The following is a 14706-nucleotide window of genomic DNA, read 5'->3' on the forward strand; positions in this document are numbered from 1 at the left end:
CCGCACACCAAATTCGAGGCAGAAGCCTACATTCTGACCAAAGAAGAAGGTGGCCGTCACACGCCGTTCTTTGCGAACTACCGTCCGCAGTTCTACTTCCGCACCACCGACGTGACCGGCACCGTGACCCTGCCTGCCGGCACCGAGATGGTGATGCCGGGCGACAACCTGAAGTTCGAAGTTGAACTGATCGCCCCGATCGCGATGGAAGACGGTCTGCGTTTTGCGATCCGCGAAGGCGGCCGCACCGTTGGCGCGGGCGTTGTGTCCAAAATCCTCGCGTAAGCGAAGAGCCTCGCCTGATTTAAACGGCGAGTGACAATAGAGAGGGCCTCCCTTCGCGGGAGGCCCTTTTTTGTTGCGAGGCGCTGCCTCGCGCTCCGAGGTATTTGGGAAAAGATGAAGCATTCGCCCTAGGAGATAGGGCTGCGCTCTATCTTAGCGCTGCGGTACATCTATAGGGCCTCAAGCGCAGATTTGATCTCGTCGAGCTTTGTTTGCGGTAGGTCTCTGACTTTGATGACAGAACTCAGGTGCTCTGGCTTGCTGATGCCAACAAGGCTGCACAGCGACAACTCATTTAACAGTGCGGCCCCAATAGCAAGCTCGCTGAGTGTAAGATCAAGAGCCTGTGCGACGGGGCGCAAGGCAGAGATTTTCTCGTGGATTTTCGCCAGAAGCACCTGAGGAAGCTGGTCTCTGGCGTCATAAAAGGGGCAGGCGGGACCATCGCGAAAGAAGGTTTCAGTGATCAGGCCGCGAAACAGGGTGGAGCGGCCAATGAAGCTCTGCCCGCGCCGATGTAGTTTCGATAAAAACTGTTCATCGCACCTACGCTCCAGCGCCGAATAGTTCCATTGCAGATAGGTGCCAAACCCGATGTCAGTCGCATGTTGCAAATCTTCCCAGCTGCGGGGGCTGACACCATAGGAATTGATGTATCCCTCCTCTCGCGCCCTCTCAAAAAGCGCCCGAACCTGATCAGAGAGTAATTCTAGTGAGGGGCCGTGTAGCAACACCACATCGATCACATCCATCTGGAGCCGCCTGCGGCTATCATCAAGACAGGAGAGGAACGTCGGCCAACTGATCTCGTCCGGTGCAAACGTGTTGAGGTGCGAGAGTTTTGTGACAATCAGCAGATCGTCTCTTTGCCCGGAACGGCTTACGGCTGTTCCGAGCAAGGTTTCACTTATTCCGTCGCCATAGGCTTGCGCTGTGTCAAATACATCAATCCCGCTCGTGATTGCGTCTTCGATGAGCTTGATGCGTTGCGCCTCAGGACCCACGTGCCAACCGTTTTGCATCCCGTTGACGGTCTGTTCCCCGCCCAGTTGCCAGCAACCAAACCCGATCTTGCCATAGCGCACGTTGTCAGAGCTTTTCGTATAGTCTGAATTCGAAGGAGACGCGCGTTTCGTCTTCGTTGTTGTTCAGGGCGAGGCCATGAATCAGATGGGAGGAGAAAATCAGGAATTCATCAGATTTCGGGTTTTCTCGCACCAGATTGGAGTTTCCGCCCCAATCGCGAATACTTGCAACACTGTAGCGCTGAGCATTCATCGTGCTACCTGCTTTGGTGCGGGTGATTTCGCTCTCTGGCAGAAGGTGGCTTCCAGGGGCCATCGGTAGCCCACTACAATCGTTCACGCCACATACAGGGATCCAGATATTGACCATCTTGGGCACGGAACCGTGTTCGTCGAAGGCTTCGTAAATGTCTTTGTGAACCGTATTGTAGTTGTGACTTTTGGGCTTGTTGATGCGCGCGATCATCCAAACATCCGTATTCGTTTGCGGATTGGTAAAGCTCAGATTAACCCCGAGGTAGGTGCTAAAATTTTTAAGTATCTTGGCGCTATCAAAGCCGAGGTCGGCTGGAAACAGGCGTCGGCTACGTTTGATCACCTCGCCATGGAGCGCATCGTCGACGTAAGCGTGATACCGCTCTAGTGTAAAACCACTGAGGTCAATTTCTGGGCGTAACTCAGTGATGATCTTGACAATTGCCGCTGTGGTTTCGCTGTAGATCGTGGCCGGATCATAAAAATCATCAGCCTTCAGCGTCGTATAGCCAGCGCCATACCAGTCGGTGTGTTTGGTGATATCGTTGAATTTGGTGGACAACACCTCATCTGAGCCCACACCATAAGCGTCCTCAGCTGCGAGCTGAACTGCGATTTCTGTGCCGTTGATGATATACTGAGTTTGCATGATCGGTCGCCCCGTAGTTGATCTGACCCGTTGCAGGGTCTGTCGGTGTGATATGTGCAATTCGTTTAAAACGAGTGAAAAACTCTATTGAATGCGGCAATTGGGGTGCGAGGTGGATCAGTGCGTGCGGGGCTCAAAGTGTTGTGCCGCTAAAGTCAGCGGGCGACGAATTTGCGCCTTGATTTGCAAAGTGGTTTCAGAGCAAATCCGCCTATGGTTGAATTTCTCTTTTTTGCATTTTTAGTTGGCCTTCTGTTTTTTCTCCTGCGTCGTCGTGGGAGACAGGCCGCAAGGCTCGCCATTATTGATGGGTCGAACCTGCTCTACTGGAAGGGTGAGACTCTATCGCTGGAGCCTGTGATAGATGCTATCGAGGCGTTGGAGGCAGCCGGCTACCGCCCTTGCGTAGTCTTCGACGCGAACGCAGGCTATCTGGTGGCCGGGCGCTATTTGAACGGGCCGAGCTTTGCCAAAAGGCTTGGTCTTCGGTCTGCGCAGTCTCATGTGGTGCACAAGGGCGAGCCTGCTGATCCGCATATCCTAAAGCTGGCGCGCGACAGCGGCGGGATCGTGGTTTCCCGTGACCGGTTTCGCGATTGGGAACAGGAGTTTGCGCAGGAGACTGCCGCGGGCAGGGTGGTGCGTGGTGGCTATCGCGGTGACAAGATCTGGCTCGATCTGCCAAGGGAAAAAGTCTCTTAGCGGCGCTGATTGGGTAAGGGAGGGGACGACCTATGAGGGGCGACCCACCCCGTGATCTGTGCGGGAAGTGCGAGAGTTGGCTCGCCAGATAGAGGCTTGAGGACGCTCAAGTAGCGCCCATTTGGGTCGCAACGCGCAACCTCGCGCGCCGAAAGAGGTAAGCAGGCGCGTAACGGGGCTTGGGCTGGAGGGGGGGGAGTTTTTCCAAGCCGAGAACAGTAGTCTATGTTATTTACCGTTCGCATCCACCGGAGATGTACTTACAAAGTTCGGCTCAGAGGAGCAGTGGACGTTGTCGAAAGTTGAGTATTGACGCTCGTCGCATCAAGAACGACCTTCGGCGCAAGGGGTGCGATTTGCAGGGAAAAATTTATTATACGGAGGTGTTCACTGACAGGCGTGGGTGAGCCGTAGTGTGGCTTTGGATCGGCGAGATTGTATTCTTGGGCTTTAGCGTTGGCATGGTGTTTCTGGGTTTTGTTTTGATCCGTTCTGAGAGGGAGAGTTTGCGATGATCCATAAAGCCTCTCCTCCCCCTTGCCACACTGTTGCAACAGGTGTAACAGGCCCCATCCCGCACTGCGGGAGATGGGCGGGGTGATTCCCGCCTTTTGGGTTCGATGAGGGTGCGTGACGAGCACGGGACCTTCCTCTCAACCCCAACGCCTGACTAAAAGGCTATACGATGCAAAGCCAAAACATCCGTATCCGGCTGAAGGCATTTGACTATCGTGTGCTGGATGCGTCCACACAAGAGATCGTCAACACTGCCAAGCGGACCGGCGCACAAGTACGCGGCCCGATCCCGCTGCCGAACAAGATCGAGAAATTCACTGTTCTGCGTGGTCCCCACGTGGACAAGAAATCCCGCGATCAGTTCGAGATCCGTACGCACAAGCGTCTTCTCGACATCGTCGACCCGACTCCTCAGACCGTGGACGCGCTGATGAAGCTCGACCTGGCTGCTGGCGTTGACGTCGAAATCAAGCTGCAGTCATAAGATCGGAGGGTAATTCATATGCGCTCTGGTATTATCGCAAAAAAAGTGGGCATGACCCGCTTGTTCATGGAAGACGGCAAGCAGATCCCTGTGACCGTTCTTTCCCTTGATGGCCTGCAGGTTGTCGCTCAGCGTACCGAAGACAAAGACGGCTACACTGCCGTTCAGCTCGGTGCTGGTTCCGCAAAAGTAAAGCGCGTCTCCAAGGCGATGCGCGGTCACTTCGCGGCCTCCAAAGTTGAGCCCAAGCGCAAGCTGGTTGAGTTCCGCGTTCCCGCGGACGGCCTGATCGAAGTGGGCGCGGAAATCTCCGCCGAGCACTTCCTGACCGGTCAAAAAGTCGACGTCACCGGTACCTCCATTGGTAAAGGTTTCGCCGGTGCAATGAAGCGCTGGAACTTCGGCGGTCTGCGTGCCTCTCACGGCGTGTCGATCTCTCACCGTTCCCACGGTTCCACCGGTCAGTGTCAGGATCCGGGCAAAGTCTTCAAAGGTAAGAAGATGGCCGGTCACATGGGCGCTGCACGCGTGACCACCCAGAACCTCGAGGTTGTCAAAACCGACGCCGACCGTGGTCTGGTCTTCATCAAAGGCGCTGTTCCTGGTCCGAAATCCGGCTGGGTCACCGTCAAAGACGCCGTGAAGAAGAAAGCACCCGAAGGTCTGCCGTTCCCGGCGGCTCTGAAGACTGCTGCTGAAGCTGCGGCTGAAGCACCCGCGGAAGGGGGTGAAGCATGAAACTTGACGTGATCAAACTGGACGGCGGCAAAGCGGGCGACATCGAACTGTCCGAAGACCTGTTCGGCCTGGAGCCGCGTGCGGACATCCTGCACCGTATGGTCCGTTGGCAGCGCAACAACGCGCAGGCCGGCACCCATAAGGTGAAGACCCGCTCCGAGACCTCCTACTCCACCAAGAAGATCTACCGCCAAAAAGGCACCGGTGGCGCACGCCACGGCGACCGTAACGCGCCGATCTTCCGCAAAGGTGGTATCTACAAGGGTCCGACCCCGCGTAGCCACGGCCACGATCTGACCAAGAAATTCCGCAAGCTGGGTCTGCGCCACGCGCTGTCCGCCAAAGCAAAAGCGGGTGAACTGGTCGTGATCGAGAACGCAGAAGCCGAAGGCAAGACCGCCGCTCTGGCCAAACAGGTTGCAAACCTGGGCTGGAAACGCGCTCTGGTCATCGACGGTGCTGCCGTCAACGAAGGCTTCGCTCGTGCCGCCAAAAACATCGAAGGTCTGGATATCCTGCCGTCGATGGGCGCAAACGTCTATGACATCCTGAAGCGTGACACCCTCGTGCTCACGAAGTCGGCTGTCGAAGCACTGGAGGCTCGCCTGAAATGAGCGCGAAGGCAGAACACTACGACGTGATCCGCAAGCCGATCATCACCGAGAAATCCACCATGGCGTCCGAAAACGGCGCAGTGGTGTTCGAGGTGGCAATCGACTCCAACAAGCCGCAGATCAAAGAAGCTGTTGAGGCTCTCTTTGGTGTGAAGGTCAAAGCGGTCAACACCACCGTCACTAAGGGTAAGGTCAAGCGTTTCCGCGGCCAGCTGGGCAAGCGGAAAGACGTGAAAAAAGCCTACGTCACCCTGGAAGAAGGCAACACCATCGACGTGTCCACCGGACTCTGAGATTTGGTTGTCTGAGAATTGGAAAGGCCCCTGCGAAAGCGGGGGCCTTTTTCTGTTGAGATATCAACGTGCGGATATTTCAGTCTGTTGAAAGATCAAAAGGTTGATCATGCCTATCGCGCTGAGGGTCCAGTGCCCATCGATATGCAGGGTGTATTTCCCATTTGAAGCCGAACTGAGCTTGCGTTTCGGCCAGTAATTGGTTGTCAGAGAAGTGCTTCCGGACAATCCCAGAGTCCATGTCCATTCTGGCGGTTACGAAGTCGCTCCGATATAGAAATCGAGCCAGAGCTATTGGCGACATCTGATCTCCGTTCGTGAAGAATATTTGTCCTGACTGAATTGCAGTCTTCATTTTAGATACTAATTGTCCATCGTCAAAAATTGGACCTATTCCGCTTTCTTTTTCTTTTCTTGTTTGGCGCATCGTTAGGAAAACGTCTTTGAGGTTTGGTACCTCAGTTTTGAATTCGTTTACAATATCAGTAAGGCGCTCGTTGCTGTACTTGACAAAGATATTTTGGAGATGGCCCGAAGTAATTATGCCAGAGTGAGAACTGTGAGCCTCTTTCGCTGAATAATAGAATAGTTTTACCAAATCGCGAGGACGCTTCCGTGTTAGCGTCATGAGAATCCTTCTTGTTGGAATGTTTGCCCACTTGCCGCGACCATGAAACCGGTGTTCGATTACCGGGTCCAACTTTCTAGCAAGTTCCTCCTGTGGGAGTTTCACAAGATCCTGCTGGTCAATCGAGTCGCCAAGAAAAGAGGTAACTCGCTTCACTAGAGTTGCAAGAATTTCGTGGTTATTCCATGATAGCCATACCAAATTCCCTTCGATCTTATCTGTAGATTCATCGGAGGTTCTTACCAGATGATAAACATCCGTTCGTAAGCCAATTCGAAATTGTACATTTCGATCGTCCCCTGCCATGTCCCTAATGGCATTCAATAGGGCGGAAATGTTTTTTATGTCCTCTGGTCTACCTTCCCACCCGCGATCAAGGTCATCCAAGTAAATTCGGACCTTTTTGTGCCGAAGGAAGTTTTCGATTAACTTCTTCGAATCCTTGGGGGAAGTCCCAGCCGCGTCTTGAAGCTTTGCATATAGAACAGATATCAGCTGGCGGGCACCGCCTTGAATTTTTGAAACTGTGCTAGCGTCTTCGTACAGATTGCAACCTTCGAGTGCTTTTCTTACTATAAGAGTCGAAAGACCTGTTTTCCAATTTTCAATCAGTTGTAGAAAACTGTTCGCTTTCGTGTCAATGTTTCCAAAAACATCATTTGGGCGCACCCAAAGAGACAAAACCTCATCCTCGAGGTCTTCGAGGTGGCAAATTTTCAGAAGTGCGCTCTTTCCGACGCCCTTATACCCAACCACTACTCGAATTGGGAGGTCGGCTTTCAAGCTTTCATAGGCTTTGTTTCGGAAAAAATACTCTTTTAGCCGCTCGGGGTATTCGTTCTCCGCGTCTTCTGCACCAAAGAGATTGGAAATTGTTTCGTCATCAAATGTTAGCATCTAGAAACCTTTGTTGCATAATTTCATCGTGTTCGCCATCGACGGGACTAGTATAAACTACGTTTTTCGCTTTTCCAGTGCGGTATGGTTCGCTGTTCACTTGCCACCTTCCCCAACCTCTGCTATGCGGCACCAATCCTGACAGGCCTCGGATTCGTTCCGGGGCCGTTATCTTTGTCGGGACATTCGACCCAGGGACCTTCGGGGCCCTTCATCGGTCACCTGAACCCGGCGCGGATGCGCCAAGGCAGGGGGCTTTAACATAGCTGGGCCAAAGATAATAACCTAAGGCTCGGCACGCTAAACGGAAGACAGAAAGCATGGCACTTAAGTCGTATAAACCGACGACGCCGGGCCAGCGTGGGCTGGTTCTGATCGACCGTTCGGAGCTTTGGAAAGGGCGTCCGGTCAAGTCTCTCACTGAGGGTTTGACCAAATCGGGCGGCCGGAACAACACCGGACGGATCACTTCTCGCCGCCGTGGTGGTGGCGCAAAGCGTCTTTACCGGATCGTTGACTTCAAACGGAATAAATTTGATGTCGCCGCGACCGTCGAGCGCATTGAATATGACCCCAACCGGACTGCCTTCATCGCATTGGTGAAGTACGAAGACGGCGAGCAGGCTTATATCCTCGCGCCGCAGCGTCTGGCAGTTGGTGACAAGGTCATCGCCTCCGCAAAGGCAGACATCAAGCCGGGCAACGCAATGCCGTTCTCGGGCATGCCGATCGGTACCATCGTTCACAACATCGAAATGAAGCCCGGCAAAGGCGGCCAGATCGCCCGTGCAGCCGGTACTTACGCTCAGTTCGTTGGTCGTGATGGTGGCTACGCTCAGATCCGCCTGTCCTCGGGCGAACTGCGCTTGGTCCGTCAGGAATGCATGGCCACCGTTGGTGCCGTGTCCAACCCCGACAACTCCAACCAAAACTACGGTAAAGCCGGTCGTATGCGCCACAAGGGCAAGCGTCCGAGCGTCCGTGGTGTGGTTATGAACCCGATCGACCACCCCCATGGTGGTGGTGAAGGTCGGACCTCCGGTGGTCGTCACCCGGTGACCCCATGGGGTAAGCCGACCAAGGGTAAGCGCACCCGCAACACCAACAAGGCGTCGCAGAAGCTGATCATCCGCTCGCGTCACGCTAAGAAGAAAGGGCGCTAATCTATGACTCGCTCTGTATGGAAAGGCCCCTTCGTCGATGCTTACGTGCTGAAAAAAGCCGAAGCAGCGCGCGAATCCGGCCGCAATGAAGTGATCAAGATCTGGTCCCGTCGTTCCACCATTCTGCCCCAGTTCGTGGGTCTGACCTTTGGTGTGTACAACGGCCAGAAGCACATTCCCGTCAACGTCTCGGAAGACATGATTGGTCAGAAGTTCGGTGAGTATTCCCCGACCCGCACCTATTATGGTCACGCCGCTGACAAAAAAGCGAAGCGGAAGTAAGTCATGGGCAAGGATAAAAACCCCCGCCGCGTGGCAGACAACGAAGCAATGGCGAAAATCCGCATGCTTCGCACCAGCCCGCAGAAACTGAACCTGGTGGCTCAGATGATCCGTGGCAAGAAAGTGGACAAGGCTCTGACCGACCTCACTTTCTCCAACAAGCGGATCGCACAGGACGTGAAGAAATGCCTTCAGTCCGCCATCGCGAACGCCGAAAATAACCACAACCTTGACGTCGATGAACTGATCGTCGCCGAGGCATGGGTCGGCAAGAACCTGACCATGAAGCGCGGTCGTCCGCGGGCCCGTGGTCGCTTCGGCAAGATCCTGAAGCCGTTCGCTGAGATCACCATCAAGGTGCGTCAAGTTGAGGAGCAAGCCTAATGGGACATAAAGTCAATCCGGTTGGCATGCGCCTGCAGATCAACCGCACCTGGGACAGCCGCTGGTACGCTGACACCAAGGACTACGGTGATCTCCTCCTCGAGGACATCAAGATCCGTGAGTTCATCAAGGAAGAGTGCAAGCAGGCCGGTGTTGCCCGCGTGATCATCGAACGCCCCCACAAGAAGTGCCGTGTGACCATTCACACCGCGCGTCCGGGCGTGATCATCGGCAAAAAAGGCGCGGACATCGAAGTTCTTCGCAGGAAGATCGCTTCCATGACCGAGTCCGAGCTGCACCTGAACATTGTTGAGGTTCGCAAGCCGGAACTCGACGCACAGCTCGTTGGCGAGTCCATCGCCCAGCAGCTGGAGCGCCGTGTGTCCTTCCGTCGCGCGATGAAGCGGGCCGTGCAGAACGCCATGCGCATGGGCGCCCTGGGTATCCGGGTGAACGTCGCTGGTCGTCTGGGCGGTGCAGAAATCGCACGGACCGAATGGTACCGTGAAGGTCGTGTGCCGTTGCACACCCTGCGCGCAGACATCGATTACGCACACTCTGAAGCATCCACCCCCTATGGTATCATCGGTATCAAGGTCTGGATCTTCAAAGGTGAGATCATGGAGCATGATCCTCAGGCGCGTGATCGCAAGGCTCAGGAACTCCAGGACGGTCCGGCACCTCGCGGTGCAGGCGGCAACCGTCGTGGCGATCGCTAAGGAGAACGCGACATGCTTCAGCCAAAGCGTACTAAATTCCGCAAGATGCACAAAGGCCGGATCAAAGGCCTCGCAAAAGGCGGTTCCGACCTGAACTTCGGCACCTACGGCCTGAAGGCAGTGACACCCGAGCGTGTGACCGCCCGTCAGATCGAAGCTGCGCGTCGTGCAATGACCCGTCACATGAAACGTCAAGGTCGTGTCTGGATCCGTATCTTCCCGGACACCCCGGTGACCTCCAAGCCCGTCGAAGTGCGTATGGGTAAAGGTAAAGGCTCCGTGGACTTCTGGGCGTGCAAAGTGAAGCCGGGCCGCGTGATGTTTGAAATTGACGGCGTCAATGAAGACATCGCCCGCGAAGCTCTGCGCCTCGCAGCTATGAAGCTGCCGGTTCAGACCCGCATCGTGGTGCGCGAAGACTGGTAATCCCGGTTTTCCGTAACTGATTAAGCCCCCCGTCAGGCAACTGGCGGGGGGCTTTTCGTTTGATACGGCGGCCCTGCGGACGGGTGGTTCAACCGGGCAGAGCGCCGCGCAGTTCCTCATAGCTGATTGCCACATGCGCCAGATACGCAGGGCGTTCCATCAGGCGCTCATAATACCGCCGCAAATTTGGCAGCTTCGGGCGCGCGATATCGATGTCAAAATATCGATAGAGCACATGCCCCATCTGAATGTCTGCCAAGGTGAAACTATCGCCAGAAAGCCAAGTGTTGTGCTGCAGGTGCTCCTCGGCGATCAATAAATTTGCGTGAAGAGCGCGAAGGGCAGGGGCGATGGCCTCCGGGTCTTTGTCGGCTTCCGGCGTGCGGACAACCCGCCAAAAGACCGGCCCCGTAAACTGCAGCGCGACATTGAGCTTGGCCCATTCTGCCCATTTATCCACCTGTGCGCGCTCTGCGGGGGCTTTGGGCCAAAAGGAGGAGGGCCCGTAGCGATCTGCCAGATAGCGCAGAATTGCGCCCGTCTCCCATAAGGCTTCCCCACCGTTATCTTTTAGGACGGGAACCGTACGGTTTGGATTCATCCTCGCAAAGCTATCCGTGTCGGTCACCCCATAGATAAAGCCCGCATCATGGCGGACCGCCTCAAGGTTCAGCTCTTCAACGCACCACATCAAGGCCTGAACATTTGATGATGATCTGCGCCCCCAAATTTCCAGCATTGCGGTGACCTTTCTGCGTGTTTGATATGCGGCGATGCTAAGGCGCTGCACCGCCAAAGAAAATCTCCTTGTTCTGGGATGTTGATGGCGGCGGTTAGTATCGGCTCGGGTGGGTGAATTCACGCTGGTCTCATGCTGAATTGGTCAATTGTTCATGAATTGTTCCTATGGTTGGTGCTGCGTGGATGACACGCGTTTTGACCGAACGAGGCTGCATCATGATACCCATACGACGCGTTTTGCTCTGCAGTTTGGTCCTAAGCCTGAGTGTTGTTATGTCCTGCACACAAGAGCCTCTTTCTATCGACAGTTCTGACCCGTCGCAGGTCACCCGGATCTCTCAGGCGCCCTATCGGTATCAGGATGCCACCTATTGGACGTTGGCCAATGGCTGCACCTATTCCCGCGGGATTTCAGGCGGCGGAGGCTGGCGTTGGTTCTTGGTGGGGAATCCAATGGCATCGGATCGGGGCATGGTGATCGAGGGCTGCGCCTATGTTTTTGATGACCCTCCCAGAGCTGACCGCTGAGAACTATTCATTCAGATTCTGCACATAAACTCCGGCTCGGAATAGAAACCAACAAAAAGGGAGCTTCCTCATGAAGTTCGTAACCAGTGTCGCCACCGCCGTCGCCCTTGCTCTTGGAGGGGCCGCGCAGGCCGCAGATGTCATGTTGTTGACCGAGGATTACGCGCCCATGAATTTTGAGCGCGACGGCGAAATCGTCGGCATCGGTGCGGATCAGGTGTTTGAAATGATGAACCGTGCCGGGATCACCTATGAGGCGGAACTGACGCAATGGTCACGCGCCATCGGTCAGGCGGAACGCCGCCCCAATACTTGCGTGTTCAGCACCACGCACACCGAAGAGCGTGACCCGAACTTTCTGTGGGTTGAACCTCTGGCGAGCGACAGCACCATTCTGGTGCGCAAGGCGGGCAGCGATATCGCTCCGGCCTCAATCGACGATGCGCGCGGATATCGAACCGGCACCCAGACCGGGGACTACACGGTTGGAGTGCTGGAGGAGGCAGGGTTTGAGGCGATCGATCTCGCGCCCTCGCAATCTGCGACGCTCAAAAAACTGCTTCAGGGCCGTATTGATCTGATGGCGACCTCTGGTTCGTTCCTAGAGGCAGCACTTGCCGATGGGGCCGAGATCGAAGAGGCGCTGGTGATTTCGACAACCACCATGTCGGTGGCCTGTAGCCACAAGACCGATCAGGCCCTTGTCGCACGTATGCAAGAGGCGCTGCAGAGCATGATTGACGACGGCACGCAGGCCGAAATCATGGCGAAATACGAATAACCGGTCACCCTGTATGATACAGCACACGCCTACGTCTGGCGTGTGCACCCTTGCAAGAAGAGATCTGGAATGCGGGGCCTCTCGCCAAACCTGTCGCGCTTGCGCTATGAGAGCGCCATGGCCCAGATCGATTCCCTCTTTGTGACCCGCCTTTACCGGGCTGCGCTCTCCGAGCACGGCCCCAAGATTGACCCGCAGGAGATGGAAGCCTCCTGCATCACCATCGCCGAGGATGACGAGGCGGGGCAGGACTGGTGCGAGGAAAACGGCTATCCCGGCTATACCTCCTATGCGTCGCTCACCGATCTGCCGTGGCGGTTTCCGATCTTTGCCGATCTGGTCAAGTCGCTGGATGCGCATGTCGCGGCCTTTGCGCAGGATCTGGAACTCAATCTCGACGGGCGTGAACTGAAGCTGGAGGATCTTTGGATCAACATCCTGCCCGAAGGCGGCACCCATGCCAGCCACATCCACCCGCATTCCGTGATTTCTGGCACTACCTATGTGTCGATGCCGGACGGGGCCTCGGCGCTGAAACTGGAAGATCCGCGTCACGCGATGATGATGGCGCACCCGCCCCGCACCAAAGACTGTCGCCGTGAGCTGCGCACCTTTGTCTACGAGGCACCAAATGTGGGCGATGTCCTCTTGTGGGAGAGCTTCATTCGCCATGAGGTGCCGATGAACATGTCCGAAGACGAGCGGATTTCCGTGTCTTTCAATTACGCTTGGGCCTGAGCGCGCCAGACAGATTGTAAATACCCGCAAAGCTGCATAGCCTCTCGGAAAACACTTCCGAGAGGCTTTTTCATGGCGCGGCGTTCACCTTTTGAAATCGGCGGCTTTCATATTCCGCCCGGCACCCGGCGCACGGTCGATCTGCCGGTGAGCGTGTTGTCCGACCATACGCCGGTCAATATGTCCGCCCATGTCATCCACGGCGCTGAGGACGGCCCGACGCTATTCGTGTCGGCGGCCATTCATGGAGATGAGGTGATCGGCGTGGAAATTGCCCGCCGCCTGTTGCGCAGCCGCCAGTTTTCGCGCTTGCGCGGCACGCTGATCGTTGTGCCCATCGTCAACACCTTCGGCTTTCTCAATCATTCGCGTTATCTGCCGGACCGGCGCGACCTCAATCGCTGTTTTCCCGGCAGCGAAGGCGGCTCACTCGCCAGCCGTCTGGCACATCTCTTTATGACCGAGATCGTGGCCCGCTCAGACCTTGGTATTGATCTGCATTCCGCTGCGATCCACCGCACAAACCTGCCGCAGATCCGCGTTTCTCCCAAGGCGCAAGAGACCCTCGCCTATGCTGATGCCTTTGGCGCGCCGGTGGTGATCCGCTCGGGCTTGCGCGATGGGTCCCTGCGCAAAGAAGCGCAAAAGGCGGGCGTTGATATTCTGCTCTATGAAGCAGGGGAGGGGCTGAGATTTGACGAGCAATCCGCCCGTGTTGGCGTTGCGGGTATCCTGCGGGTGATGCATGCGCTCGATATGATCCCTGAGGACGGCGTACCATTGGCCGAAGGCGTGCCGGTGCGCGCCGCTGATTCCGCGTGGGAGCGCGCGCCGGCAGGGGGGCTACTGCGCGCCTATAAAACAATCGGTGAGATGGTCGAACCCGGTGACGTGCTGGGGATCGTCGCTGATCCTTTCGGCGAGGAAGAGATGGAGCTGACCGCCAGCCAGACGGGCCTCATCATCGGCCGCGCCAACCTACCCATCGTGAACGAAGGGGATGCGTTGTTTCACATCGCCACCGTGAACTCAGCAACCGCTGAGCAGCAGATCGAAACGTTGAATGCGCAGCTTGATGGGGCAGCGATGTTTGATGAGGACGAGATTATTTGAGCAGGGAAGGGGCCAGCATAAAGATTTTCGGTCGTCCAAAGGGACGCGCATCTTTCCCTTGCCCTCCCAGCCCCCCTCCTGTAGAGGGACGCATCGCTCACCGCAATTCGCGAGTCGGATTGTGTCGGGCGATTCTTTTTCTGCATATCCTGCAGACGACATAACCCACCAGGGTAAAGGGTGACCCACCATAAGGGGCCCTCTGGTGCCAAGGAAAGGAACGCAAGGCGATGAACGCCAAGGATCTGCGCGACAAAACCGTGGACGAGCTCCGCGATGAACTCGCAAACCTCAAAAAAGAGAGCTTCAACCTGCGCTTTCAACAAGCGACTGGTCAGCTGGAAAACACTGCAGGCATCAAAGCGGCACGCCGCAACGCTGCTCGCGTGAAAACCATCCTGAACGAAAAAGCCGCAGCAGCGGCTGAATAAGGAGCTCTACAGATGCCCAAACGTATCCTGCAAGGCGTCGTGACCTCCGACGCAAACGCTCAGACCGTCACCGTGTCCGTGGAACGTCGTTTCACACACCCGGTTCTGAAGAAAACCATCCGTAAGTCCAAAAAGTACCGGGCTCACGATGAAAAGAACGCTTTCAAGGTCGGCGACTCCGTACGCATCATCGAATGCGCGCCGAAATCGAAAACGAAACGCTGGGAAGTTCTGGAAGCCTAAGAGCCTGAAATTCAGGCTCCTGGCGACTAGGCTTTTTAGCACAGTCGAAACCCTGGGGGATCACAGCACGC

The 14706-nt window shown here is 55.9% G+C and carries 21 protein-coding genes; 17 read left to right on the forward strand and 4 right to left on the reverse strand.

The window, feature by feature from the left end; genetic code table 11:
• Positions 1-285: EF-Tu C-terminal domain-related protein (locus UB90_RS18925; RefSeq protein WP_456293453.1), on the forward strand; the 285-nt coding region annotated here is incomplete at its 5' end.
• A gap of 170 nt (positions 286-455) precedes the next feature.
• Here UB90_RS18925 and UB90_RS18930 read toward each other — a convergent pair.
• Both UB90_RS18930 and UB90_RS18935 read right to left on the reverse strand, forming a co-directional pair.
• Positions 456-1370: an aldo/keto reductase gene (locus UB90_RS18930; protein ID WP_065332054.1), complete on the reverse strand. Its 915-nt coding sequence runs from the start codon at positions 1368-1370 to the stop codon at positions 456-458.
• 4 nt (positions 1371-1374) lie between these two features.
• Positions 1375-2214 (reverse strand): phytanoyl-CoA dioxygenase, encoded by an 840-nt coding sequence (locus tag UB90_RS18935; RefSeq protein ID WP_065326701.1) that lies wholly within the window; start codon positions 2212-2214, stop codon positions 1375-1377.
• 213 nt (positions 2215-2427) lie between these two features.
• On the opposite strand from UB90_RS18935, the gene UB90_RS18940 reads away from it, so the two are divergent.
• From UB90_RS18940 to UB90_RS18960, 5 genes are all read left to right on the forward strand, one after another.
• A complete protein-coding gene (locus UB90_RS18940; RefSeq protein WP_009176865.1) occupies positions 2428-2916 on the forward strand; it encodes an NYN domain-containing protein in 489 nt (162 codons plus the stop codon).
• A 685-nt stretch (positions 2917-3601) separates the two neighbouring features.
• Positions 3602-3916 carry a 30S ribosomal protein S10 gene (gene rpsJ, locus UB90_RS18945; protein ID WP_005621947.1) on the forward strand — a complete coding sequence of 105 codons (315 nt, stop codon included), beginning with the start codon at positions 3602-3604 and terminating at the stop codon, positions 3914-3916.
• An 18-nt stretch (positions 3917-3934) separates the two neighbouring features.
• The gene (gene rplC, locus UB90_RS18950; RefSeq protein WP_009176269.1) at positions 3935-4654 is read left to right on the forward strand and encodes a 50S ribosomal protein L3; all 720 of its coding nucleotides are present in this window, start codon (positions 3935-3937) and stop codon (positions 4652-4654) included.
• Complete coding sequence (gene rplD, locus UB90_RS18955) at positions 4651-5268, forward strand: 50S ribosomal protein L4 (protein WP_005621925.1); 618 nt, start codon at positions 4651-4653, stop codon at positions 5266-5268. The genes rplC and rplD overlap by 4 nt, the downstream gene beginning before the upstream one ends.
• On the forward strand, positions 5265-5561 hold the full coding sequence (locus tag UB90_RS18960; protein WP_009176651.1) for a 50S ribosomal protein L23: 297 nt from the start codon (positions 5265-5267) through the stop codon (positions 5559-5561). The genes rplD and UB90_RS18960 overlap by 4 nt, the downstream gene beginning before the upstream one ends.
• Positions 5562-5640: 79 nt before the next feature.
• On the opposite strand, the gene UB90_RS18965 is transcribed toward UB90_RS18960, so the two are convergent.
• Positions 5641-7086 carry a P-loop ATPase, Sll1717 family gene (locus tag UB90_RS18965; protein WP_065326700.1) on the reverse strand — a complete coding sequence of 482 codons (1446 nt, stop codon included), beginning with the start codon at positions 7084-7086 and terminating at the stop codon, positions 5641-5643.
• A 320-nt stretch (positions 7087-7406) separates the two neighbouring features.
• Between UB90_RS18965 and rplB the strand changes: the two genes are divergently transcribed.
• Genes rplB through rplP form a run of 5 tightly spaced genes read left to right on the forward strand, consistent with a single transcriptional unit; the run spans position 7407 to position 10060 of the window.
• Positions 7407-8249: a 50S ribosomal protein L2 gene (gene rplB, locus UB90_RS18970; RefSeq protein WP_008207548.1), complete on the forward strand. Its 843-nt coding sequence runs from the start codon at positions 7407-7409 to the stop codon at positions 8247-8249.
• 3 nt (positions 8250-8252) lie between these two features.
• Complete coding sequence (gene rpsS, locus UB90_RS18975; RefSeq protein ID WP_005621910.1) at positions 8253-8531, forward strand: 30S ribosomal protein S19; 279 nt, start codon at positions 8253-8255, stop codon at positions 8529-8531.
• A 3-nt stretch (positions 8532-8534) separates the two neighbouring features.
• On the forward strand, positions 8535-8915 hold the full coding sequence (gene rplV, locus UB90_RS18980; protein ID WP_005621907.1) for a 50S ribosomal protein L22: 381 nt from the start codon (positions 8535-8537) through the stop codon (positions 8913-8915).
• On the forward strand, positions 8915-9634 hold the full coding sequence (gene rpsC, locus UB90_RS18985) for a 30S ribosomal protein S3 (RefSeq protein ID WP_065326699.1): 720 nt from the start codon (positions 8915-8917) through the stop codon (positions 9632-9634). The genes rplV and rpsC overlap by 1 nt, the downstream gene beginning before the upstream one ends.
• Positions 9635-9646: 12 nt before the next feature.
• Positions 9647-10060, forward strand: coding sequence for a 50S ribosomal protein L16 (rplP, locus tag UB90_RS18990; RefSeq protein ID WP_005621901.1), 414 nt, complete (start codon positions 9647-9649; stop codon positions 10058-10060).
• Positions 10061-10148: 88 nt separating this feature from the next.
• Here the strand turns inward: rplP and UB90_RS18995 are convergent, their stop codons facing one another.
• Complete coding sequence (locus UB90_RS18995; protein WP_065326706.1) at positions 10149-10799, reverse strand: glutathione S-transferase family protein; 651 nt, start codon at positions 10797-10799, stop codon at positions 10149-10151.
• Between the two features lie 275 nt (positions 10800-11074).
• Here UB90_RS18995 and UB90_RS19000 point away from each other — a divergent pair, with 275 nt between their 5' ends.
• From UB90_RS19000 to rpsQ, 6 genes are all read left to right on the forward strand, one after another.
• On the forward strand, positions 11075-11329 hold the full coding sequence (locus tag UB90_RS19000; RefSeq protein ID WP_009176451.1) for a hypothetical protein: 255 nt from the start codon (positions 11075-11077) through the stop codon (positions 11327-11329).
• Positions 11330-11399: 70 nt separating this feature from the next.
• The gene (locus tag UB90_RS19005) at positions 11400-12110 is read left to right on the forward strand and encodes a substrate-binding periplasmic protein (RefSeq protein ID WP_065326698.1); all 711 of its coding nucleotides are present in this window, start codon (positions 11400-11402) and stop codon (positions 12108-12110) included.
• A 117-nt stretch (positions 12111-12227) separates the two neighbouring features.
• On the forward strand, positions 12228-12848 hold the full coding sequence (locus tag UB90_RS19010; RefSeq protein WP_009176738.1) for a 2OG-Fe(II) oxygenase family protein: 621 nt from the start codon (positions 12228-12230) through the stop codon (positions 12846-12848).
• Positions 12849-12920: 72 nt separating this feature from the next.
• On the forward strand, positions 12921-13961 hold the full coding sequence (locus UB90_RS19015) for a succinylglutamate desuccinylase/aspartoacylase family protein (RefSeq protein ID WP_009177189.1): 1041 nt from the start codon (positions 12921-12923) through the stop codon (positions 13959-13961).
• A gap of 230 nt (positions 13962-14191) precedes the next feature.
• Positions 14192-14392 (forward strand): 50S ribosomal protein L29, encoded by a 201-nt coding sequence (gene rpmC / locus UB90_RS19020; RefSeq protein WP_005621881.1) that lies wholly within the window; start codon positions 14192-14194, stop codon positions 14390-14392.
• 12 nt (positions 14393-14404) lie between these two features.
• Positions 14405-14635 (forward strand): 30S ribosomal protein S17, encoded by a 231-nt coding sequence (gene rpsQ / locus UB90_RS19025; RefSeq protein ID WP_005621877.1) that lies wholly within the window; start codon positions 14405-14407, stop codon positions 14633-14635.
• Positions 14636-14706 lie beyond the last annotated feature (71 nt).

This window comes from Tritonibacter mobilis (assembly GCF_001681715.1).
Lineage (GTDB): Bacteria > Pseudomonadota > Alphaproteobacteria > Rhodobacterales > Rhodobacteraceae > Epibacterium > Epibacterium mobile.